Genomic DNA, 21,693 nt, shown 5'->3' with positions numbered 1-21,693 from the left:
GTAATGCCTTCAATTCGACTGGCTGATTTAGCAGAGCAGTTGGATGCAGAATTACACGGTGATGGCGATATCGTCATCACCGGCGTAGCGTCCATGCAATCTGCGCAAACTGGCAATATCACGTTCATGGTGAATCCTAAGTACCGTGAACACTTAGGCGTATGCCAGGCCTCTGCCGTTGTGATGACGCAGGACGATCTTCCTTTTGCTAAGAGTGCTGCGCTGGTAGTGAAGAATCCCTACCTGACCTATGCACGTATGGCGCAAATCTTAGATACCACGCCGCAGCCCGCACAAAACATTGCACCGAGTGCAGTGATCGATGCGACGGCGAAGCTGGGTAATAATGTTTCTGTGGGCGCAAATGCGGTCATTGAGTCTGGCGTAGAACTGGGTGATAACGTCGTTATCGGCGCAGGCTGCTTCGTCGGAAAAAATACTAAAATCGGCGCAGGTTCACGCTTGTGGGCGAATGTGACGATTTACCACGACATTCAGATCGGTGAGAATTGCCTGATCCAGTCCAGCACTGTCGTCGGATCTGATGGATTTGGTTACGCGAACGATCGCGGTAACTGGGTGAAGATCCCGCAGCTTGGTCGCGTGATTATCGGCGATCGCGTCGAGATCGGCGCTTGTACCACCATTGACCGTGGTGCGCTGGACGATACTGTGATCGGTAATGGTGTTATCATTGATAACCAGTGCCAGATTGCGCATAACGTTGTGATTGGCGACAATACGGCGGTAGCCGGTGGCGTCATTATGGCGGGTAGCCTGAAGATTGGCCGTTACTGCATGATTGGCGGCGCCAGCGTGATCAATGGGCATATGGAAATATGCGATAAAGTCACGGTTACTGGCATGGGTATGGTGATGCGTCCTATCACCGAACCTGGCGTCTATTCCTCAGGCATTCCGCTACAGCCCAATAAGGTATGGCGTAAAACAGCTGCACTGGTGATGAATATTGATGATATGAGCAAGCGTCTCAAAGCGATTGAGCGCAAGGTTAATCAACAAGACTAAAGCACCGTTTTTGCATGTCTGACTTTTCGGCCTGTCCCATTCATACGATTGCGACAGGCCGTGTTATTATTGCCTTTTAGTATATTTTGACAGGAAGAGTATTTTGACTACTAACACTCATACTCTGCATATTGAAGAGATTTTAGAACTTCTGCCGCACCGTTTTCCGTTTCTGCTGGTTGACCGCGTGCTGGATTTTGAAGAAGGTCGCTTTCTGCGCGCAGTGAAAAATGTATCTGTTAACGAGCCTTTCTTCCAGGGCCACTTCCCGGGTAAACCTATTTTCCCAGGCGTACTGATTCTGGAAGCAATGGCGCAGGCCACCGGTATCCTCGCGTTTAAAAGCGTAGGGAAACTGGAACCAGGTGAACTGTACTATTTTGCGGGTATTGACGAAGCGCGCTTTAAGCGTCCTGTCGTGCCAGGCGATCAGATGATCATGGAAGTGACTTTCGAGAAAACGCGCCGCGGCCTGACCCGTTTTAAAGGGGTTGCGCTGGTCGACGGTAAAGTTGTGTGCGAAGCAACGATGATGTGTGCCCGTAGCCGGGAGGCCTGATACGTGATTGATAAATCCGCCTTTATTCACCCAACTGCCATTGTGGAAGAAGGCGCCAGCATTGGCGCTAACGCTCACATTGGCCCATTTTGTATTGTTGGACCCCATGTTGAAATTGGTGAGGGTACCGTACTGAAGTCTCACGTTGTCGTGAATGGCCATACAAAAATTGGTCGCGATAACGAGATCTATCAGTTTGCCTCCATCGGTGAAGTTAACCAGGATCTGAAATATGCTGGCGAACCGACCCGCGTGGAAATTGGCGATCGCAACCGCATCCGCGAAAGCGTCACCATTCATCGTGGCACAGTGCAGGGCGGTGGAGTGACGAAGGTGGGCAGCGATAACTTACTGATGATTAATGCGCACGTCGCGCATGATTGTACGGTAGGCAACCGCTGTATTCTGGCGAATAACGCCACGCTTGCCGGGCATGTATCGCTGGATGATTTTGTTATCATCGGCGGCATGACTGCGGTGCATCAGTTCTGCATCATCGGCGCGCATGTGATGGTTGGCGGCTGTTCTGGCGTTGCTCAGGACGTGCCTCCATACGTTATCGCCCAGGGCAACCACGCAACGCCATTTGGCGTCAATATCGAAGGTCTGAAGCGTCGTGGGTTCACCCGCGAAGCGATTACCGCGATTCGTAATGCCTACAAAGCGTTGTACCGTAGCGGTAAAACGCTGGAAGAAGTGAAACCGGAAATCGCGGAACTGGCGAAACAGTACCCTGAAGTTCAGGCTTTCAGCGACTTCTTTGAGCGCTCAACGCGTGGTCTGATTCGTTAATGACTGAGCAGCGTCCTTTAACGATTGCCCTCGTCGCCGGAGAAACCTCCGGCGATATTCTTGGTGCAGGGTTAATCCGTGCACTCAAGGCTCGCGTTCCCAATGCGCGTTTTGTTGGCGTGGCGGGTCCGCTGATGCAGGCCGAAGGCTGTGAAGCCTGGTACGAAATGGAAGAGCTGGCGGTAATGGGCATTGTTGAAGTGCTCGGACGCCTGCGCCGTTTACTGCATATTCGCGCCGATCTCACTCGCCGATTTACCGACTTAAAGCCGGATGTTTTCGTCGGTATTGATGCGCCTGATTTCAATATTACCCTCGAAGGGAATTTGAAAAAGCAGGGCATTAAAACCATTCATTACGTCAGCCCCTCTGTGTGGGCCTGGCGACAGAAACGCGTTTTCAAAATAGGCAGATCCACCAATATGGTGCTGGCCTTTCTGCCTTTCGAAAAAGCGTTTTATGACAAATTTAACGTCCCGTGCCGCTTTATCGGTCATACCATGGCAGATGCCATGCCGTTGGACCCGGATAAAAACGCGGCTCGCGATGTTCTGGGTATTCCCCATGACGCTCACTGCCTGGCGCTATTGCCAGGAAGCCGTGGCGCAGAAGTGGAGATGCTCAGCGCCGATTTTCTGAAAACGGCGCAGTTGTTACGCCAGCATTATCCAGATCTCGAAGTGGTAGTGCCGTTGGTGAATGCCAAACGTCGCGAGCAGTTTGAGCGCATTAAAGCTGAAGTTGCGCCGGAGCTTTCCGTACATCTGCTTAATGGGATGGGACGTGAAGCGATGGTTGCCAGCGATGCCGCACTGCTGGCTTCAGGCACCGCTGCGCTGGAATGTATGCTGGCAAAATGCCCGATGGTGGTTGGCTATCGTATGAAACCTTTCACCTTTTGGCTGGCAAAGCGTCTGGTGAAGACCGATTACGTTTCGCTACCTAACCTGCTGGCGGGAAGAGAACTGGTTAAAGAGCTGTTGCAGGAAGAGTGCGAACCGCAGGCGCTGTCGCAAGCGCTGTTGCCGTTGCTGGCGAATGGCAAAACCAGCCATGCAATGCACGACACATTCCGTGAACTGCATCAGCAGATCCGTTGCAACGCTGATGAGCAGGCGGCGGATGCGGTCCTGGAGTTAGCGCAATGATTGAATTTGTATATCCGCATACGCATTTAGTGGCGGGTGTAGATGAAGTTGGACGTGGTCCTTTAGTCGGCGCGGTCGTCACTGCCGCCGTCATTCTGGATCCGGCTCGCCCTATTATCGGTCTTAACGACTCAAAAAAACTGTCGGAAAAACGTCGCCTGGCGCTATTCGATGAGATTAAAGAAAAAGCGTTAAGCTGGAGCCTGGGGCGTGCGGAACCACATGAAATCGACGAGTTGAATATTTTACATGCCACTATGCTGGCCATGCAGCGTGCGGTTGCGGGTCTGCATATAGCGCCGGAATACGTACTGATCGACGGCAATCGTTGCCCGGCATTACCGGTGCCATCGCTGGCGGTGGTAAAAGGTGATAGCCGTGTGGCGGAGATTAGCGCGGCGTCGATACTGGCAAAAGTTACACGTGATGCTGAAATGGCGGCCCTGGATACGGTGTTCCCGCAGTATGGCTTTGCACAGCACAAAGGCTATCCAACCGCTTTTCATCTGGAAAAGTTGGCAATGCATGGCGCAACAGAGCACCATCGCCGTAGTTTTGGCCCCGTCAAACGCGCACTGGGACTCACGTCCTGATTCTTGTGTCGAAGGAATCTGAAGATGTCTGAACCTCGTTTCGTCCACCTGCGGGTGCACAGCGACTACTCCATGATCGATGGGCTGGCGAAAACCGGGCCGCTAGTGAAAAAGGCGGCCGCGTTAGGCATGCCTGCACTGGCGATCACCGATTTTACCAACCTGTGTGGTCTGGTGAAGTTTTACGGAGCGGGTCACGGTGCGGGTATCAAGCCGATAGTTGGCGCAGATTTTCATGTCCGTAGCGAGCTGCTGGGCGATGAACTCACGCAGCTCACCGTGCTGGCCGCAAACAATACTGGCTATCAGAACCTGACGTTGTTGATATCGAAAGCCTATCAGCGTGGTTATGGCGCAGAAGGGCCGGTCATCGACCGGGATTGGCTGGCCGAGTTAAAAGAAGGTTTGATTTTGCTCTCCGGCGGCCGCATGGGCGACGTCGGGCGCAGCCTGCTGCGCGGTAATAGCGCACTGGTTGATGAGTGCGTAGCGTTTTACGAAGAACATTTTCCAAATTGTTACTTCCTCGAGCTTATCCGCACCGGCAGGCAAGATGAAGAAAATTATCTGCATGCAGCGGTAGAACTGGCGGAAAGGCGTGGTCTTCCGGTGGTGGCGACCAACGATGTTCGTTTCCTTGAAACCGGTGATTTTGACGCGCATGAAATCCGCGTGGCAATCCATGACGGGTTCACCCTTGACGACCCGAAACGCCCGCGTAATTATTCGCCGCAGCAGTACATGCGTAGCGAAGATGAGATGTGCGAGCTGTTTTCCGATATTCCGGAAGCGCTGCAAAACACCGTTGAGATAGCTAAGCGCTGTAACGTGACGGTACGTCTGGGTGAGTATTTCCTGCCACAATTCCCGACCGGTGATATGACCACCGAGGATTTCCTCGTGGCGAAATCGCGCGAAGGTCTGGAAGAGCGTCTGGCGTTTTTGTTCCCGGACCCTGAAGTTCGCGCGCAGAAGCGCCCGCCTTATGACGAACGTCTGGAAGTTGAACTGAAAGTTATCAACCAGATGGGATTCCCTGGCTACTTCCTGATCGTGATGGAATTTATCCAGTGGTCGAAAGATAACGGCGTACCGGTAGGCCCTGGACGTGGTTCCGGTGCCGGCTCGCTTGTCGCCTATGCGCTGAAAATTACCGACCTGGATCCGCTGGAATTTGACCTGCTGTTCGAACGTTTCCTGAACCCGGAACGTGTCTCAATGCCCGACTTCGACGTTGACTTCTGTATGGAGAAACGCGACCGGGTAATTGAACACGTGGCGGAAATGTACGGTCGTGATGCGGTTTCGCAGATTATTACCTTCGGTACGATGGCGGCCAAAGCGGTTATCCGCGACGTGGGGCGCGTGCTGGGACACCCGTACGGCTTCGTGGACCGTATTTCGAAACTGGTGCCGCCCGATCCGGGCATGACGCTGGCAAAAGCCTTTGAAGCCGAACCCCAACTGCCGGAAATCTATGAGGCAGATGAAGAGGTTAAAGCGCTGATCGATATGGCGCGTAAGCTGGAAGGTGTCACGCGTAACGCCGGTAAACACGCCGGTGGTGTAGTTATCGCGCCGACCAAAATTACCGATTTTGCGCCGCTGTACTGCGATGAACAGGGGCTGCACCCGGTTACTCAGTTTGATAAGAACGACGTGGAATATGCTGGCCTTGTGAAGTTCGACTTCCTCGGCCTGCGTACGCTCACCATCATCAACTGGGCGCTGGAAATGATTAACGCGCGCCGTGAAAAGAACGGCGAGCCGCCGCTGGATATCGCCGCTATCCCGCTGGATGACAAGAAAAGCTTCGACATGCTGCAACGCTCGGAGACCACGGCGGTCTTCCAGCTTGAATCCCGCGGCATGAAAGATCTTATCAAACGTCTGCAGCCTGACTGCTTCGAAGATATGATCGCCCTGGTGGCCCTATTCCGTCCCGGTCCGCTACAGTCGGGGATGGTAGATAACTTTATCGACCGTAAGCATGGTCGCGAAGAGATTTCCTACCCGGACGTACAATGGCAGCATGAGTGTCTGAAACCGGTACTGGAGCCGACCTACGGCATTATCCTGTATCAGGAACAGGTTATGCAGATTGCCCAGGAGTTGTCCGGATATACCCTTGGCGGTGCGGACATGTTGCGTCGTGCGATGGGTAAGAAAAAGCCGGAAGAGATGGCTAAGCAGCGCGGCACCTTTGAAGAAGGGGCGAAAAAGCGCGGCGTCGACGGCGAACTGGCGATGAAAATCTTTGACCTGGTGGAGAAATTCGCCGGTTACGGATTTAACAAATCGCACTCCGCTGCCTATGCGCTGGTCTCTTACCAGACGCTATGGCTGAAGGCGCATTACCCCGCCGAGTTTATGGCGGCGGTAATGACCGCCGATATGGATAACACCGAGAAAGTGGTCGGGCTGGTGGATGAATGCTGGCGTATGGGGCTCAAAATCCTGCCGCCGGATATCAACTCCGGGCTTTATCATTTTCACGTGAATGATGATGGCGAAATTGTCTATGGCATCGGCGCGATAAAAGGCGTGGGTGAAGGGCCAATTGAAGCTATTATTGAGGCGCGCAACGAAGGCGGTTACTTCCGCGAGCTGTTTGATCTCTGTGCGCGCACGGACATCAAAAAACTCAACCGCCGGGTGCTGGAAAAGTTAATCATGTCCGGGGCGTTTGACCGCCTTGGTCCGCATCGTGCGGCGCTGATGAATTCGCTCAACGATGCGCTAAAAGCCGCCGATCAGCATGCGAAAGCCGAGGCAACGGGTCAGGCGGACATGTTTGGCGTGTTGGCTGAAGAGCCGGAACAAATTGAACAGTCTTATGCTAACTGTACACCGTGGCCGGAGCAGGTGGTATTAGAAGGGGAACGTGAAACGTTAGGGCTTTACCTGACGGGACACCCCATCAACCAGTATTTAAAAGAAATTGAGCGCTATGTTGGAGGCCACAGGCTGAAAGACATGCATCCGACAGAACGTGGTAAAGTCACCACGGCTGCGGGGCTCGTCATTGCTGCGCGGGTAATGGTCACCAAGCGCGGCAATCGTATCGGCATCTGTACCCTGGATGACCGTTCCGGGCGTCTGGAAGTTATGTTGTTTACCGACGCCCTGGATAAATACCAGCAATTGCTGGAAAAAGACCGCATACTTATCGTCAGCGGACAGGTCAGCTTTGATGACTTCAGTGGCGGGCTTAAAATGATGGCCCGTGAAGTCATGGATATTGACGAAGCCCGGGAAAAATATGCTCGCGGGCTTGCTATCTCGCTGACGGACAGGCAAATTGATGACCAGCTTTTAAACCGACTCCGTCAGTCTCTGGAACCCCACCGCTCGGGGACAATTCCAGTACATCTCTACTATCAGAGGGCGGATGCACGTGCGCGATTGCGTTTTGGCGCAACGTGGCGTGTCTCTCCGAGCGATCGTTTGCTAAACGATCTCCGTGGCCTTATTGGTTCGGAGCAGGTGGAACTGGAGTTTGACTAATACAGGAATACTATGAGTCTGAATTTCCTTGATTTTGAACAGCCGATTGCAGAGCTGGAAGCAAAAATCGATTCTCTGACTGCGGTTAGCCGTCAGGATGAGAAACTGGATATTAACATCGATGAAGAAGTGCATCGCCTGCGTGAAAAAAGCGTAGAGCTGACGCGTAAAATCTTCGCCGATCTTGGCGCATGGCAGGTAGCCCAGTTGGCGCGCCATCCACAGCGTCCGTACACCCTGGATTATGTCCGCCTGGCATTTGATGAATTTGATGAGCTGGCGGGCGATCGTGCCTATGCGGATGATAAAGCTATTGTCGGCGGCATCGCGCGTCTGGATGGCCGTCCGGTGATGATCATTGGTCATCAGAAAGGCCGTGAGACCAAAGAAAAAATTCGTCGTAATTTCGGCATGCCGGCACCGGAAGGCTATCGCAAAGCGCTGCGTCTGATGGAAATGGCCGAGCGTTTCAATATGCCGATCATTACCTTCATCGACACCCCAGGGGCTTATCCGGGCGTGGGCGCGGAAGAACGTGGTCAGTCTGAAGCGATTGCGCGCAACCTGCGTGAAATGTCGCGTCTGAGCGTACCGGTAATCTGCACCGTTATTGGTGAAGGTGGTTCCGGCGGCGCGCTGGCGATCGGCGTAGGCGATAAAGTGAATATGCTGCAATACAGCACCTATTCCGTTATCTCCCCGGAAGGCTGTGCCTCCATTCTGTGGAAAAGCGCCGACAAAGCGCCGCTGGCCGCAGAAGCAATGGGGATTATCGCGCCGCGTCTGAAAGAGCTGAAGCTTATCGACTCTATCATCCCGGAACCGCTGGGCGGCGCGCACCGCAACCCGGAAGTGATGGCTGCGTCCCTGAAAGCACAGCTGCTGGCCGATCTCGCCGATCTCGACGTGTTAAGCAAAGATGATTTGAAAAACCGTCGTTACCAGCGTCTGATGAGCTACGGTTACGCGTAAACTGCATTAATTCTGAAAAGGGCCACAACGCTGTGGCCCTTTTTTTTACCTGTGGTTTCACCAGGCTATGATTAACTAAGGTTTTTCCAGGAGGAACGCATGAATATCATTGCCATCATGGGACCGCATGGCGTCTTTTATAAAGATGAGCCCATCAAGGAACTTGAGCGTGCGCTGCAACAGCAGGGGTTTCAGATTATCTGGCCGCAGAATAGCGTCGACCTACTTAAGTTTATCGAACATAACCCACGAATTTGCGGTGTCATTTTTGACTGGGATGAATACAGCCTGGATCTGTGCAGTGACATCAACCAGCTCAACGAGTATCTCCCGCTCTACGCCTTTATTAATACTCATTCGACGATGGATGTCAGCGCACACGACCTGCGCATGGCGCTGTGGTTTTTTGAGTATGCGCTGGGCCAGTCTGAAGATATTGCAACCCGCATCCGTCAGTACACCAGCGAATACCTCGATAACATCACGCCTCCTTTCACCAAGGCGCTGTTTACCTATGTGAAGGAAGGGAAGTACACCTTCTGCACGCCCGGACATATGGCAGGAACGGCGTATCAGAAAAGCCCGGTCGGCTGCCTGTTCTATGATTTCTTTGGCGGCAATACGCTGAAGGCCGACGTGTCTATTTCCGTGACTGAACTGGGTTCGCTGCTGGATCATACCGGCCCGCATCTGGAAGCGGAGGAGTATATCGCGCGCACCTTTGGCGCCGAGCAGAGCTATATGGTGACCAACGGCACCTCGACGTCGAACAAAATTGTCGGCATGTATGCCGCGCCTTCAGGCAGTACGCTACTGATTGATCGCAACTGTCATAAGTCGCTGGCGCATTTGCTCATGATGAGCGATGTGGTGCCAATCTGGCTGAAGCCTACGCGCAATGCGCTGGGGATCCTCGGCGGTATACCTCGTCGGGAATTCACCCGCGCAAGCATTGAACGCAAGGTAGAAGAGACCCCTCAGGCGCTATGGCCGGTACATGCGGTGATCACCAATTCCACCTATGACGGCCTGTTGTATAACACCAACTGGATCAAGCAAACCCTGGATGTGCCCTCCATTCATTTTGATTCTGCCTGGGTGCCGTATACCCATTTTCACCCGATCTATCAGGGGAAAAGCGGGATGAGTGGCGAACGGGTGCCGGGGAAAGTGATTTTTGAAACCCAGTCAACCCACAAGATGCTGGCGGCACTATCACAGGCTTCTCTGATCCACATTAAGGGCGACTACGACGAAGAGACGTTCAACGAAGCCTTTATGATGCACACTTCCACTTCCCCGAGCTACCCGATTGTCGCGTCGATAGAAACGGCGGCGGCAATGCTGCGTGGCAATTCAGGCAAGCGGTTAATCAATCGTTCAGTGGAGCGGGCGCTGCATTTCCGTAAAGAAGTGCAGCGGCTACGCGAAGAGTCGGATGGCTGGTTCTTTGATATCTGGCAGCCGGAAAGGGTAGATGAGGCGGAGTGCTGGCCGGTAGCGCCTGGTGAAGACTGGCACGGATTTGTTGATGCTGACGCCGACCATATGTTCCTCGACCCGGTGAAGGTCACCATTCTTACGCCGGGAATGGATGAACAGGGAAATATGAGTGAAGAGGGGATCCCTGCGGCGCTGGTGGCGAAATTCCTTGATGAGCGCGGCGTCGTTGTCGAGAAAACGGGACCGTATAATCTCTTGTTCCTGTTCAGTATTGGCATTGATAAAACCCGGGCGATGGGACTACTGCGCGGCCTGACGGAATTTAAACGCTCGTACGATCTGAATTTACGCGTGAAAAATATACTGCCGGATCTGTATGCCGAAGATCCCGATTTCTATCGTAATATGCGTATTCAGGATCTGGCGCAGGGGATCCATAAGCTGATCCGCCAGCACGATCTCTCCGGGCTGATGCTGCGGGCATTTGATACCTTACCGGAAATGAAAATGACCCCGCACCAGGCCTGGCAGCGGCAGATCAAAGGTGAGGTCGAAACGGTGGCGCTCGACCAACTGGTGGGGCGCATTTCTGCCAATATGATTCTGCCTTATCCTCCCGGTGTGCCGCTCTTGATGCCCGGGGAAATGATCACGGCCAAAAGCCGGGCTGTACTCGATTTTCTGCTGATGTTGTGTTCAGTGGGCCATCACTATCCTGGATTTGAAACCGATATCCATGGCGCTAAACTGGGTGAAGATGGCGTGTATCGCGTGCGAGTCCTAAAAATGGCATGACGACTTGCGTGAACCCATTACGCACGAGTAATGTTCTGGCAGAAAAACGAAAGAGGCGATGACGCTATGCTGGGATTAAAACAGGTTCACCATATTGCCATTATTGCGACGGACTACGCGGCGAGTAAGGCATTTTACTGTGATGTGCTTGGCTTTACGCTAATCAGCGAAGCCTACCGGGAAGAACGTGACTCGTGGAAAGGTGATCTGGCATTGAACGGTCAGTATGTGATTGAGCTTTTTTCTTTTCCATTTCCGCCTTGCCGTCCGAGCCGACCGGAAGCCTGCGGTTTACGCCATCTGGCGTTCAGCGTAGATGACGTGGAAAAAGCGATCGCGCATCTGGAAGCTCACCACGTGAAGTGCGAATCCGTGCGTATCGATCCGTTTACCGGCAAACGCTTTACGTTTTTTAACGATCCGGACGGATTACCGCTCGAACTGTACGAGCTGTAAGTCTTATCATTGTGGCATTAGCCTGGCAATGTGCCGGGCAATGCCCTTGTAAGTAACCATCATGACGACACTCACGCTGAACACTTCACTGCTAAATTCTCAATCGATTCTGGTCGCCTTTAGCGGCGGGCTGGACTCCACCGTGCTGCTGCATCAGCTGGTACTGTGGCGAGCGCAAAATCCTGAGGTTGCCTTGCGCGCAATCCATATTCATCACGGATTAAGCCCGCAGGCAGACAGTTGGGTACAACACTGTGAATCGGTATGCGCACAGTGGCAGGTGCCGCTGGTGGTTGAACGGGTCCATCTTGAGGATGATGGTCTGGGCATCGAAGCTCAGGCGCGACGCGCGCGCTATCAGGCATTTGCGCAGACCTTACTACCGGGTGAAGTGCTGATGACCGCCCAGCATCTCGACGACCAGTGTGAAACTTTTCTACTGGCGCTTAAGCGCGGCAGTGGTCCTGCCGGGCTTTCCGCCATGGGCGAAAGCTCACCATTTGCCGGAACTCAACTGATTCGACCGCTGCTGGCGCAAACGCGAGAGGCGCTTGAAGCATGGGCGCGACAGCATGAATTATGCTGGATCGAAGATGAAAGTAATCAGGATGATGCCTACGATCGCAATTTTCTCAGATTGCGCATTACACCTTTGCTCCAACAGCGATGGCCGCACTTCGCGCAAGCCGCAGCCCGTAGCGCCGCGCTGTGCGCCGAGCAGGAGAGTTTACTGGATGAACTGCTGGCCAATGATTTAGCCGACTGCGTGACTGCCCAAGGCACGCTGTTACTGGCACCGTTAATGATGATGAGTGGCGTGCGGCGTGCCGCTCTGCTTCGTCGCTGGTTGGCGGGGGTAAATGCACCGATGCCTTCCCGGGACGGGCTGGAACGTATCTGGCAGGAAGTGGCGTTGGCGCGAGAAGATGCTTCCCCCTGTTTTCGTCTAGGAGAATATGAGGTCCGTCGCTATCAGTCACAGCTATGGTGGGTTAAATCGGTCGACGGGCAAAGCGAAACAGTCATCCCGTGGTCATGTCGGGAAACGCCGTTGACGCTGCCTGCCGGGTTAGGCTCGGTGCAGCTAATCTCTGCTGGCGAATTGCGCATGCCGCAAGCAGGTGAAGCGATCAGTATTCGTTTTAAAGCGCCAGGCGTATTGCATATTGTCGGGCGTAACGGTGGACGTAAATTAAAGAAAATCTGGCAGGAGCAGGGGATCCCGCCCTGGCGACGAGATACCACGCCGTTGTTGTTTTACGGTGAAACGTTGATAGCGGCTGCGGGTGTTTTTGTGACGCGTGAGGGTGCGGCGGTAGATGAAGAAGGTATGAGTCTGATTTGGCATGCCTGATGGCGGTGCGATTATCAGGCCTGGTCATTTAGGCCTGATAAGGCGCAAGAAAAGCTAAGATTCGCTGACGACCACGGTACCGATTTGCGGGTGGCTGAAGCTGGCAATTTTATCGAGACGAAGCTCCCGGATTTCACCTGCGACATCTGCGACCAGATACTCCACGTTTTTGCGTGAAACCAGGTCATTCGCTTTCGCCTGCAAAACTTCGCCATCTTTTAGCGCCAGCGTCAGTAACAAATGGTTCTGGCAGGCGAGTTCAAGATTGTCGTAATCATCACAATTGATGGGTTGATACGTTTCATTCATTGACATAATCGCTCACCAGTAAGTTGGCGGCAGCATAGGCCGCTTTTTCCCTGACCGACTCTGGAAGGGCGCTGTCTGCCGCCACTTCATTAAGCACCTTCAATACGCAACCCAGCGCATCCGGGATATACCCTAAGTCTCCGCTGGCGATTTCCGCGTACCGCTTGCGTATTAACTCACAATATTTTTCCACATGCCCTCCTGTCAGCACTCTGACTTAACCGTGGATGCAAGTCTAAGCCTACGAAGATAAACTCTGTTTAGCAAGGTGACTATACCATACTCATTCAAGCAATATCAGCGCCTTGATTGAGGAGCTGTTAGCAGCCTTTTGCCGCAGTTTTCGCTACAATGAGCGCCTGATTCGAAAGGAGTTCTCTCATGGCGCTTAAAGCGACAATTTATAAAGCCGTCGTCAACGTAGCGGATCTCGACCGCAACCAGTTCCTTGACGCGGCCTTGACGCTGGCGCGTCATCCCTCTGAAACCCAGGAGCGCATGATGCTGCGCCTGCTGGCCTGGATTAAATATGCCGATGAACGGCTGCAGTTCACGCGTGGCCTGAGTGCTGAAGACGAGCCTGAAGCATGGCTGCGTAACGACCATCTGGGCATCGATCTCTGGATTGAACTGGGTCTGCCGGATGAGCGTCGTATTAAAAAAGCCTGTACCCAGTCTGGTGAGGTTGCCCTGTTTACTTACAACAGCCGTGCGGCCCAGATCTGGTGGCAGCAAAACCAGAACAAGTGTGCGCAGTTTAAAAATCTCACCGTGTGGTATCTGGATGATGAACAGCTGGCGCAACTGAGTGATTTTGCTGGTCGTACAATGGCGCTGCAGGCAACTATCCAGGATGGCGCTATCTGGCTGTCTGATTCTCAGAACAATCTGGAAATTCATCTGACCGCGTGGCAGCCGCGTTCATGATTGTTATCTCCCGAAACGTCTCTATCCCTGACAGTGAGCTGGAAATCACGGCGATTCGGGCACAGGGCGCGGGCGGTCAGCACGTTAACAAGACCTCCACGGCTATCCATTTGCGCTTTGACATTCGGGCCTCAGGCCTGCCAGAGTATTACAAGGAACGTCTGCTGGCCGCCAGCCATCATCTGATTAGCAGCGATGGCGTTATTATCATTAAGGCGCAGGAATACCGTAGCCAGGAGCTAAATCGGGAAGCGGCAATCTCCCGACTGGTGGCGGTGATAAAAGAATTAACCGCGGTGCAAAAAAGCCGACAGGCAACACGTCCTACGCGCGCCTCGAAAGAGCGCAGGTTGTCATCGAAGGCGCAAAAATCCACAGTGAAAGCACTGCGTGGGAGAGTTCGTCGAACGCAAGACTGACGAGCGGGAATAAAAAATTATAAGGAATTCATAGTGAAAACAGCAATATTGTCCGTGGTCGCTGCATGCACGCTTTTTTCCTTGATCGGCTGTAACAACCGTACTGAAGTCGATGTACTACAGCCGACGCGGGCGGCAGAATTAAAACCGATGCAGCAAAGCTGGCGTGGCATTTTGCCTTGCGCGGACTGCGAAGGAATTGAAACCTCTCTGTTCCTGGAAAAAGACGGCACATGGGTGATGAACGAACGCTATCAGGGCGTGCGGGATGAACCGTCCTCCTTTGCCTCTTATGGTACATGGGCGCGCACTGCCGATAAGCTGGTGCTGACTGACAGCAAAGGTGAAAAGTCGTACTACCGGGCAAAAGGTGAAGCGCTGGAGATGCTCGATCGTGAAGGTAACCCGATTGAGTCACAGTTCAACTACACGCTTGAGCCAGTTTCTGCCAGCTTACCGGTGACGCCAATGCCGATGCGGGGGATGTACTTCTATATGGCTGACGCGGCAACCTTCACTGATTGTGCGACGGGTAAAAGAGTCTCTGTCGCGAACAATGCACAACTGGAGCGAGATTATCTGACTGCGCGTGGTGCAACGGATAAGGCAGTTCTGCTTACTGTGGAAGGGCACTTCACGATGGAAGAAAATCCTGATACGGGCACACCAGTGAAAACCTTAAGAGCGGATAAAGAAATTAAGTTTATCCCTGGCCAGAGTTGCGATGATTAATCTGCAGCTTATAAAAACTGTCCGGGCGATCGCCGGACAGTTTTTCCTTATCGGATCAATCCAACAAAACGGCTGGTTTTGATATAAATCCCTAACTTCAGGTGGCCGATATACTGTAGCTGCGTTTCAGACTTAAACGCGGAAATGTCACCTTCGCGCATATGCATCAGGTCGGAAGGGCTAATCCAACCCGGCTGCGCCATTGTTAGCGGATGCCCGGCTGTGGCAAACGCATCGGTTACAAATTCGGAGCAAAACCACGCCTTCTTTTCTCCTTCACTGGTATTGTTCAACTGTGCTTTTGCCAGCCCGCTGACGCATTGCTGGCGAAAATCCTCTGAGAAAGGATTCAATGAACATATTTGCCGGGTCACCATAAACGGAATAAATTCGACGATGCCGCGGTAGTTATAGCCGCTATCTTTGATTTTATAAGCGAATGTTTTGATTTCTTCGGCCTGCTGCGGTGTGAGGTTGGGGACCCGCAGAGCAAAAAGCTTATCGCTGTGATTTTCAGCCTTTTTGAGCGAAATGATTTGTACTCCCGCCCCGGTCGCTTCGGCAACTTCATTATCGCCAAGGTAAACGGCGACATGGCTGACAGAAGAGGTGCTGAACGCGCGAATACCAAATGAGGTCACCCCAAGACTAGAGGAAAACAGCAGGTCGCCCGGCCTGAGGTCGGTATCCGTAATTTCATGCAGCGCTTGATCGGTAAATGAACTTTGATGCTGGAGTTTTACCTCCCATTTCTTTGCCTGGGCATCAACAGCGGTTGCTGATGAATTTTGCTGACTGACGTCAATCGTGCAGGCTGAAAGCAGAAGAACGAAGGGGAGGAGCAGGCGGTAATACGCCGTTGGTTTAGCCATTTTATACAATCCATGTAAAAAAGGCCCTGATCCTCAGGGCCTTGTGCTGGTATTAGCCTTTAATAGCTTTGACCAGGTAGTCGACGATGTCGCCGGTTTTAATCAGCTCTTTCTCGCCGTTACGACGGTATTTGTATTCGATATCGTCGTTGTCGAGGTTACGGTCGCCCAGCACGATGGTATGCGGAATACCGATGAGCTCCATATCAGCAAACATCACGCCTGGACGCTCTTTACGATCGTCCATCAACACTTCAATACCCTGCGCGCGCAGCTCCGCGTACAGCTTCTCAGCCAGCTCCTGCACACGGTAGGATTTGTGCATGTTCATCGGCAGAATAGCAACCTGGAACGGGGCAATGGCGTCTGGCCATACAATGCCGCGATCGTCGTAGTTCTGTTCAATCGCAGCAGCCACAACGCGAGTGACCCCGATACCGTAGCAGCCCATGGTCAGCGTCTGGTTACGACCATCTTCTCCCTGAACGGCGGCTTTCATCGCTTCAGAGTACTTGGTACCCAACTGGAAGATGTGGCCCACTTCGATACCGCGTTTGATCATCAGCGTACCTTTGCCATCCGGGCTTGGGTCGCCGGCGACCACATTACGAATGTCAGCCACTTCCGGGGTGGCCACATCGCGATCCCAGTTGATACCGAAATAGTGTTTACCATCGATGTTGGCACCGGCAGCAAAATCGCTCATTACCGCAACGGTACGGTCGATAACCACCGGAATCGGCATGTTCACCGGACCCAGAGATCCTGGACCTGCTTTAACCAGCGCACGAATTTCTTCTTCGGTGGCGAAGGTCAGCGGGCTGGCAACCTGCGGCAGTTTTTCCGCCTTGACTTCGTTCAGCTCGTGATCGCCACGAACCAGCAGCGCAACCAGCGGGTAGCTGCTGCCTTCAATCGCTTTCACCAGCAGGGTTTTCACGGTTTTCTCGATAGGCAGGTTGAATTGTTCAACCAGCTCGGCGATGGTTTTAGCGTTCGGTGTATCAACCAGCGTCATTTCCTGTGTTGCAGCGGCGCGCGGTTCTTTCGGTGCAACAGCTTCGGCAAACTCGATGTTTGCCGCATAGTCGGAAGAGTCAGAGAAGATCACATCGTCTTCACCGCTCTGCGCCAGCACCTGGAATTCGTGAGAGGCGCTGCCGCCGATAGAACCGGTATCCGCTTGTACCGCACGGAAATCCAGCCCCATACGGCTGAAGATTTTGCTGTACGCAGCGTACATCGCGTCGTAGGTTTCCTGCAGAGATTCCTGAGAAGTGTGGAAAGAGTAGGCATCTTTCATCAGGAATTCGCGGGAACGCATCACGCCGAAGCGCGGACGCACTTCGTCACGGAATTTGGTCTGGATCTGATAGAAGTTCAGCGGCAGCTGTTTGTAAGAGCTCAGCTCATTACGGATCAGGTCGGTGATCACTTCTTCATGCGTTGGGCCGAGTACGAACGAACGATCGCCACGGTCAGCAATACGCAGCAGTTCCGGGCCGTATTGTTCCCAACGGCCGCTCTCTTCCCACAGTTCAGAAGGCTGAACGACCGGCATCAACACCTCGATCGCACCGGCGTTGTTCATCTCTTCACGCACGATGTTTTCGACTTTTTTCAGGACGCGCACGCCGGTCGGCAGCCAGGTATATAACCCGGAGGCCAGCTTGCGGATCATCCCGGCGCGCAGCATCAGCTGGTGGCTGATGACCTCGGCGTCGGCAGGTGTCTCCTTCAGAGTGGAGAGCAGATATTGGCTAGTACGCATGTTGTTACGGTTCCAGTTGAACGATCGAACAGGCTCAAAATGAGCCTGGCACAAAACAAAAGTGGTTTAGTTTACCAGCGAGAAGGGGATGTCAAAAGAGTACGCGATGCAAATTAGCGGGCTTCCAGAGCAAAGACCTCAAATCCTGACGGCGTCACGCGCCAGCGGACGTTAAAGTCCAGCAACCAGACGGCATAGGTTTTGCCTTCTTCCTCGTTTTTACGGTAGGCAGGACGCGGATCCTGCGCCAGCACTTCGGCAATAAACTGACGAAGATGCGGGTAACGCTGTTCGAGCTTTGGGAGTTGCTCAGCGAGCTCTTCACTGAACGTCACGTCTACACTGGCCTGCGGCGCGTCCTGAGCATAGCTGGCGCGAGCATCAGGCAGCGATTCGGCAAACGGCAGATACGGTTTTATATCCACTACCGGCGTGCCATCAACAAGATCCAGCCCGCCGAGCTCAAGGATTACGTGCTCTTTATGGCAACGGATGCCCCGCAGCTCAACCAACGACATGCCAACAGGGTTCGGACGAAACGTTGAACGCGTGGCAAAGACGCCCATCCTGGCATTGCCGCCAAGACGGGGAGGGCGCACGGTTGGACGCCATCCACCTTCCATTGTCTGGTGAAAAACAAAAATCACCCACAAATGGCTGAAGGCTTCCAGGCCGCGAACGGCATCGGCCTGGTTATAAGGTGCGAGCAAATGCAGTTCACCGCTGGCACTTTTCACCAGACCTGGCTGGCGTGGAACGGCGAACTTTTCTTTATAAGGTGAGCGGATAACGCCTATTTGCTCGAACTGAAAATGGCTCATTTCGCCGAAATGTTCAGTGCAGAACCGATGCAAACCGCCTGGCGATAGCAACCCGGCGTTCCGCTGGTTACTTCGCAACTGTGCAGTAATACCGCATTTGCTTTCATTTTAGATGCGTTAATCTGCATGCGTTTGCGTGCGGTTGGAATGCTCGGCGGTGAATCCTGGTTGGATGCCTGGCAGGATTCGCCGCTGACTTCGCCGAGATCGCGGAACGGTTTGCCAACTAAATCTTCAGCGTTAGTAATGATTCTTACTGGCGCCGCGCGCGGTGCTTTGGGTTTTTCCGGCTCCGCTTTAGGCGGGGTAGCGGTGCTTTGAACGGGTTCAACAGGGGATCTGCTTAACATAGAACAGCCGCTCAGCATGAGTGCTACTAAACAGATCGGTAAAGCACGCATAATATTTCCTCAATGAATGATCTAAACGTCAGATATTGAATCAGGTGCTTGCATAAATGACAAGACGGGCAAGCGCCCGTCCTGATGATATTACAGATTCTGGAAACAGCCTAAAATTACCAGCCCTTAACAGCACCGCCGTTGAAGACTTTGTTTGCTGCTTCGTACACTTCGTCAGACTGGTATGCCTGAACGAATTTCTTCACATTCTCAGCATCTTTATTGTCTTCACGAGTCACGATCAGGTTTACGTACGGAGAATCTTTATCTTCAACAAAGATACCGTCTTTAGCCGGGGTCAGGCCGATCTGGCTGGCGTAGGTCGTGTTGATGACCGCCAGTGCGATTTGCGCATCGTCCAGGGAACGCGGCAACTGCGGCGCTTCCAGTTCAACCAGCTTCAGGTTTTTCGGGTTTTCAATCACGTCCAGCGCGGTCGGCAGCAGACCAACACCGTCTTTCAGTTTGATTAAGCCCACTTTTTGCAGCAGCAGCAGGGAGCGGCCAAGGTTAGTCGGATCGTTTGGAATCGCGACCTGAGAGCCTTCCTGCAACTCATCCAGTGACTTGATTTTTTTAGAGTAGCCCGCAATCGGGTAAACAAAAGTATTACCTGCGGCAACCAGTTTGTAGCCGCGATCTTTGATCTGTTGATCCAGATACGGTTTGTGCTGGAAGGCGTTAGCATCAATATCGCCTTTGCTCAGTGCTTCGTTAGGCAGGACGTAATCGTTAAACGTGACCAGCTCAACGTCCAGACCGTATTTTTCTTTAGCCACTTTCTGCGCGACTTCTGCGACCTGCTGCTCTGCGCCAACAATAACGCCCACTTTGATGTGGTTAGGATCTTTTTCATCCTGACCGCAACCCACAAGTGCCAGAGAACCGATCAGGGCTCCAACTGCCGCAAAGGTTTTGAATTTGAACGCCATGCTTATTTCCTTTTCTTAATGAGTTTTTAGTGTTGTGTGCAACGTTATTTGTGCGTGACAGCCCGGACGATGCGATCGCCGGATAACTGAATTAAATAGACCAGAATGACGAGCAATACCAGCACTGTATTCATGACGGTAGCGTTGTAGCCAATATAACCGTACTGATAACCAATCTGGCCAAGACCACCGGCACCGACGGCACCGCCCATCGCGGAATAACCCACCAGCGTGATAAGGGTGATGGTGGCCGCATTGACCAGTCCAGGCAGTGCTTCTGGTAGTAATACCTTACGTACAATTTGCAGCGGCGTGGCGCCCATTGCCCGGGAGGCCTCAATCAGCCCGGTCGGGATTTCGAGCAGCGCGTTTTCCACCATACGGGCGATAAACGGCGCGGCGCCAACGGTCAGCGGGACGATAGCGGCCTGTAGTCCAATAGAGGTGCCAACGATCATGCGGGTGAACGGAATCATCCACACCAGCAAGATAATGAACGGGATGGAACGGAAAATATTCACCAGTGCAGAGAGCGTGCGGTAGAGCTTCGCGTTCTCAATGATTTGCCCCGGCCGCGTTACGTACAGCAACACGCCAACCGGCAGGCCAATCACAAAACCAAAAAAACCGGACACAAAGGTCATTGCCAGAGTTTCCCATACGCCGCGAACCAGTAGCCACATCATCGGCTCAGACATAACCCAGTACCTCTACTTTTACATGGTGTTCCTGCAACCAGTTAATGGCTGCTTGTGTATCTTCCTGTGTGCCGTGCATTTCAGTCAGCATGATGCCGAACTTCACGCCGCCGGCGTAATCCATCTGCGCGCTAATAATGTTGTTATTCACGTTAAAACGACGGGCCGTCTCCGAAAGTAATGGCGCATCAACCGAATGACCGGTGAATTCCATGCGCAGCATTGGCACGCTGTCGGCTTCTGGCTTTGCTTTTAAACGTTCCAGATAATCTTCCGGGATATCCAGGTGTAGCGTGGACTGGATAAATTTCTGTGCCAGCGGCGTTTTCGGGTGGGAGAACACTTCGCTGACGGTGTCCTGCTCAATCAGCTCACCATTACTGATGACCGCTACGCAGTCACAAATGCGTTTTACAACGTCCATCTCATGGGTGATCAGCAGAATGGTGAGTCCCAAACGACGGTTAATGTCTTTCAATAATTCCAGAATCGAGCGGGTTGTTGCCGGATCAAGTGCGCTGGTGGCTTCATCACACAGCAACACTTTTGGATTGCTGGCCAGCGCACGCGCAATCGCCACTCGCTGTTTTTGTCCACCGGAAAGGTTGGCCGGGTAGCTGTCGTGCTTGTCGCCAAGGCCGACTAAATCCAGCAGTTCTGTTACACGGCGTTTGATCTCTTCCTTTGGCGTGTTATCCAGTTCCAGCGGCAGCGCGACGTTGCCAAACACGGTACGGGAAGAGAGCAGGTTAAAGTGTTGGAAAATCATGCCGATTTGACGGCGAGCTTTGGTCAGCTCGGATTCAGAAAGCGTCGTCAGCTCCTGACCGCCAACCTGAACACTGCCTTCGGTTGGGCGTTCAAGTAAGTTAACGCAGCGAATGAGCGTACTTTTACCGGCACCGGAGGCGCCAATGACGCCATAAATCTGCCCGGCAGGAACGTGCAGGCTGACTTTATTTAGCGCCTGAATGGTGCGAGTCCCCTGCTGGAACACTTTGGTGATATTCGAAAGTTTAATCATTGGTTATTTATTATCGTAATTAAGTTAGCCGTGGCATTTTCGTCTGTCTGGGACGGTCGAAGCCGTCAACAAGATGGATGTTAAGGCATCCAGACGTCTAAATCAATCTAGCTTTGCACGATGAGCACTTTCTTGCCCG

At 53.0% G+C, this 21,693-nt stretch carries 22 protein-coding genes; 13 read left to right on the top strand and 9 right to left on the bottom strand.

Annotated features, from left to right (window positions below; translation table 11 throughout):
• Nucleotides 1–3: 3 nt before the first annotated feature.
• From lpxD to tilS, 10 genes are all read left to right on the top strand, one after another.
• Nucleotides 4–1,029, top strand: a complete 1,026-nt coding sequence (lpxD, locus tag HVZ52_RS18595; RefSeq protein WP_003018531.1) for a UDP-3-O-(3-hydroxymyristoyl)glucosamine N-acyltransferase — start codon at nt 4–6, stop codon at nt 1,027–1,029.
• A gap of 103 nt (nt 1,030–1,132) precedes the next feature.
• On the top strand, nt 1,133–1,588 hold the full coding sequence (gene fabZ, locus HVZ52_RS18590; RefSeq protein ID WP_003018528.1) for a 3-hydroxyacyl-ACP dehydratase FabZ: 456 nt from the start codon (nt 1,133–1,135) through the stop codon (nt 1,586–1,588).
• 3 nt (nt 1,589–1,591) lie between these two features.
• Nucleotides 1,592–2,380, top strand: a complete 789-nt coding sequence (gene lpxA, locus HVZ52_RS18585; protein WP_003018525.1) for an acyl-ACP--UDP-N-acetylglucosamine O-acyltransferase — start codon at nt 1,592–1,594, stop codon at nt 2,378–2,380.
• A complete protein-coding gene (gene lpxB, locus HVZ52_RS18580; RefSeq protein ID WP_003829168.1) occupies nt 2,380–3,528 on the top strand; it encodes a lipid-A-disaccharide synthase in 1,149 nt (382 codons plus the stop codon). Before lpxA ends, lpxB begins: the two co-directional genes overlap by 1 nt.
• Entirely contained in the window at nt 3,525–4,121 is a 597-nt protein-coding gene (gene rnhB / locus HVZ52_RS18575) for a ribonuclease HII (RefSeq protein WP_019078405.1), read from the top strand. The genes lpxB and rnhB overlap by 4 nt, the downstream gene beginning before the upstream one ends.
• A 24-nt stretch (nt 4,122–4,145) precedes the next feature.
• Nucleotides 4,146–7,628: a DNA polymerase III subunit alpha gene (dnaE, locus tag HVZ52_RS18570; protein ID WP_016151769.1), complete on the top strand. Its 3,483-nt coding sequence runs from the start codon at nt 4,146–4,148 to the stop codon at nt 7,626–7,628.
• 12 nt (nt 7,629–7,640) lie between these two features.
• Nucleotides 7,641–8,600 carry an acetyl-CoA carboxylase carboxyl transferase subunit alpha gene (accA, locus tag HVZ52_RS18565; RefSeq protein ID WP_003018513.1) on the top strand — a complete coding sequence of 320 codons (960 nt, stop codon included), beginning with the start codon at nt 7,641–7,643 and terminating at the stop codon, nt 8,598–8,600.
• A gap of 99 nt (nt 8,601–8,699) precedes the next feature.
• Complete coding sequence (gene ldcC / locus HVZ52_RS18560; RefSeq protein ID WP_046275340.1) at nt 8,700–10,838, top strand: lysine decarboxylase LdcC; 2,139 nt, start codon at nt 8,700–8,702, stop codon at nt 10,836–10,838.
• A gap of 66 nt (nt 10,839–10,904) precedes the next feature.
• A complete protein-coding gene (locus HVZ52_RS18555) occupies nt 10,905–11,294 on the top strand; it encodes a VOC family protein (RefSeq protein WP_016151771.1) in 390 nt (129 codons plus the stop codon).
• 61 nt (nt 11,295–11,355) lie between these two features.
• On the top strand, nt 11,356–12,648 hold the full coding sequence (gene tilS, locus HVZ52_RS18550) for a tRNA lysidine(34) synthetase TilS (protein ID WP_181598573.1): 1,293 nt from the start codon (nt 11,356–11,358) through the stop codon (nt 12,646–12,648).
• 54 nt (nt 12,649–12,702) lie between these two features.
• On the opposite strand, the gene rof is transcribed toward tilS, so the two are convergent.
• On the bottom strand, nt 12,703–12,963 hold the full coding sequence (gene rof, locus HVZ52_RS18545) for a Rho-binding antiterminator (protein ID WP_016151773.1): 261 nt from the start codon (nt 12,961–12,963) through the stop codon (nt 12,703–12,705).
• Nucleotides 12,950–13,150: a YaeP family protein gene (locus tag HVZ52_RS18540; protein WP_003018499.1), complete on the bottom strand. Its 201-nt coding sequence runs from the start codon at nt 13,148–13,150 to the stop codon at nt 12,950–12,952. The genes rof and HVZ52_RS18540 overlap by 14 nt, the downstream gene beginning before the upstream one ends.
• A gap of 188 nt (nt 13,151–13,338) precedes the next feature.
• Here HVZ52_RS18540 and HVZ52_RS18535 point away from each other — a divergent pair, with 188 nt between their 5' ends.
• From HVZ52_RS18535 to nlpE, 3 genes are read left to right on the top strand one after another with little or no spacing between them, the layout of a single operon-like run.
• Nucleotides 13,339–13,884, top strand: coding sequence for a YaeQ family protein (locus HVZ52_RS18535; RefSeq protein ID WP_046275338.1), 546 nt, complete (start codon nt 13,339–13,341; stop codon nt 13,882–13,884).
• The gene (gene arfB / locus HVZ52_RS18530) at nt 13,881–14,303 is read left to right on the top strand and encodes an alternative ribosome rescue aminoacyl-tRNA hydrolase ArfB (protein ID WP_016151775.1); all 423 of its coding nucleotides are present in this window, start codon (nt 13,881–13,883) and stop codon (nt 14,301–14,303) included. The genes HVZ52_RS18535 and arfB overlap by 4 nt, the downstream gene beginning before the upstream one ends.
• A gap of 30 nt (nt 14,304–14,333) precedes the next feature.
• Complete coding sequence (nlpE, locus tag HVZ52_RS18525; protein ID WP_087121852.1) at nt 14,334–15,035, top strand: envelope stress response activation lipoprotein NlpE; 702 nt, start codon at nt 14,334–14,336, stop codon at nt 15,033–15,035.
• Between the two features lie 47 nt (nt 15,036–15,082).
• Here the strand turns inward: nlpE and HVZ52_RS18520 are convergent, their stop codons facing one another.
• The 7 genes from HVZ52_RS18520 to metN form a co-directional block, all read right to left on the bottom strand.
• Entirely contained in the window at nt 15,083–15,907 is an 825-nt protein-coding gene (locus HVZ52_RS18520; protein WP_103928923.1) for a YaeF family permuted papain-like enzyme, read from the bottom strand.
• A gap of 52 nt (nt 15,908–15,959) precedes the next feature.
• Complete coding sequence (gene proS / locus HVZ52_RS18515; RefSeq protein ID WP_080859349.1) at nt 15,960–17,678, bottom strand: proline--tRNA ligase; 1,719 nt, start codon at nt 17,676–17,678, stop codon at nt 15,960–15,962.
• 113 nt (nt 17,679–17,791) lie between these two features.
• Entirely contained in the window at nt 17,792–18,499 is a 708-nt protein-coding gene (tsaA, locus tag HVZ52_RS18510) for a tRNA (N6-threonylcarbamoyladenosine(37)-N6)-methyltransferase TrmO (protein WP_047417110.1), read from the bottom strand.
• Nucleotides 18,496–18,900 carry an Rcs stress response system protein RcsF gene (rcsF, locus tag HVZ52_RS18505; protein ID WP_016151780.1) on the bottom strand — a complete coding sequence of 135 codons (405 nt, stop codon included), beginning with the start codon at nt 18,898–18,900 and terminating at the stop codon, nt 18,496–18,498. Before rcsF ends, tsaA begins: the two co-directional genes overlap by 4 nt.
• 116 nt (nt 18,901–19,016) lie before the next feature.
• A complete protein-coding gene (metQ, locus tag HVZ52_RS18500) occupies nt 19,017–19,832 on the bottom strand; it encodes a methionine ABC transporter substrate-binding lipoprotein MetQ (RefSeq protein ID WP_006686809.1) in 816 nt (271 codons plus the stop codon).
• A gap of 44 nt (nt 19,833–19,876) precedes the next feature.
• On the bottom strand, nt 19,877–20,530 hold the full coding sequence (locus HVZ52_RS18495) for a methionine ABC transporter permease MetI (protein ID WP_016151781.1): 654 nt from the start codon (nt 20,528–20,530) through the stop codon (nt 19,877–19,879).
• Complete coding sequence (gene metN, locus HVZ52_RS18490) at nt 20,523–21,554, bottom strand: methionine ABC transporter ATP-binding protein MetN (protein WP_016151782.1); 1,032 nt, start codon at nt 21,552–21,554, stop codon at nt 20,523–20,525. The genes HVZ52_RS18495 and metN overlap by 8 nt, the downstream gene beginning before the upstream one ends.
• Nucleotides 21,555–21,693: the final 139 nt, after the last annotated feature.

The organism is Citrobacter sp. RHB36-C18, assembly GCF_013814485.1.
GTDB classification, from domain to species: domain Bacteria; phylum Pseudomonadota; class Gammaproteobacteria; order Enterobacterales; family Enterobacteriaceae; genus Citrobacter; species Citrobacter braakii.
This window is presented reverse-complemented; position numbering and strand designations above follow the sequence as displayed.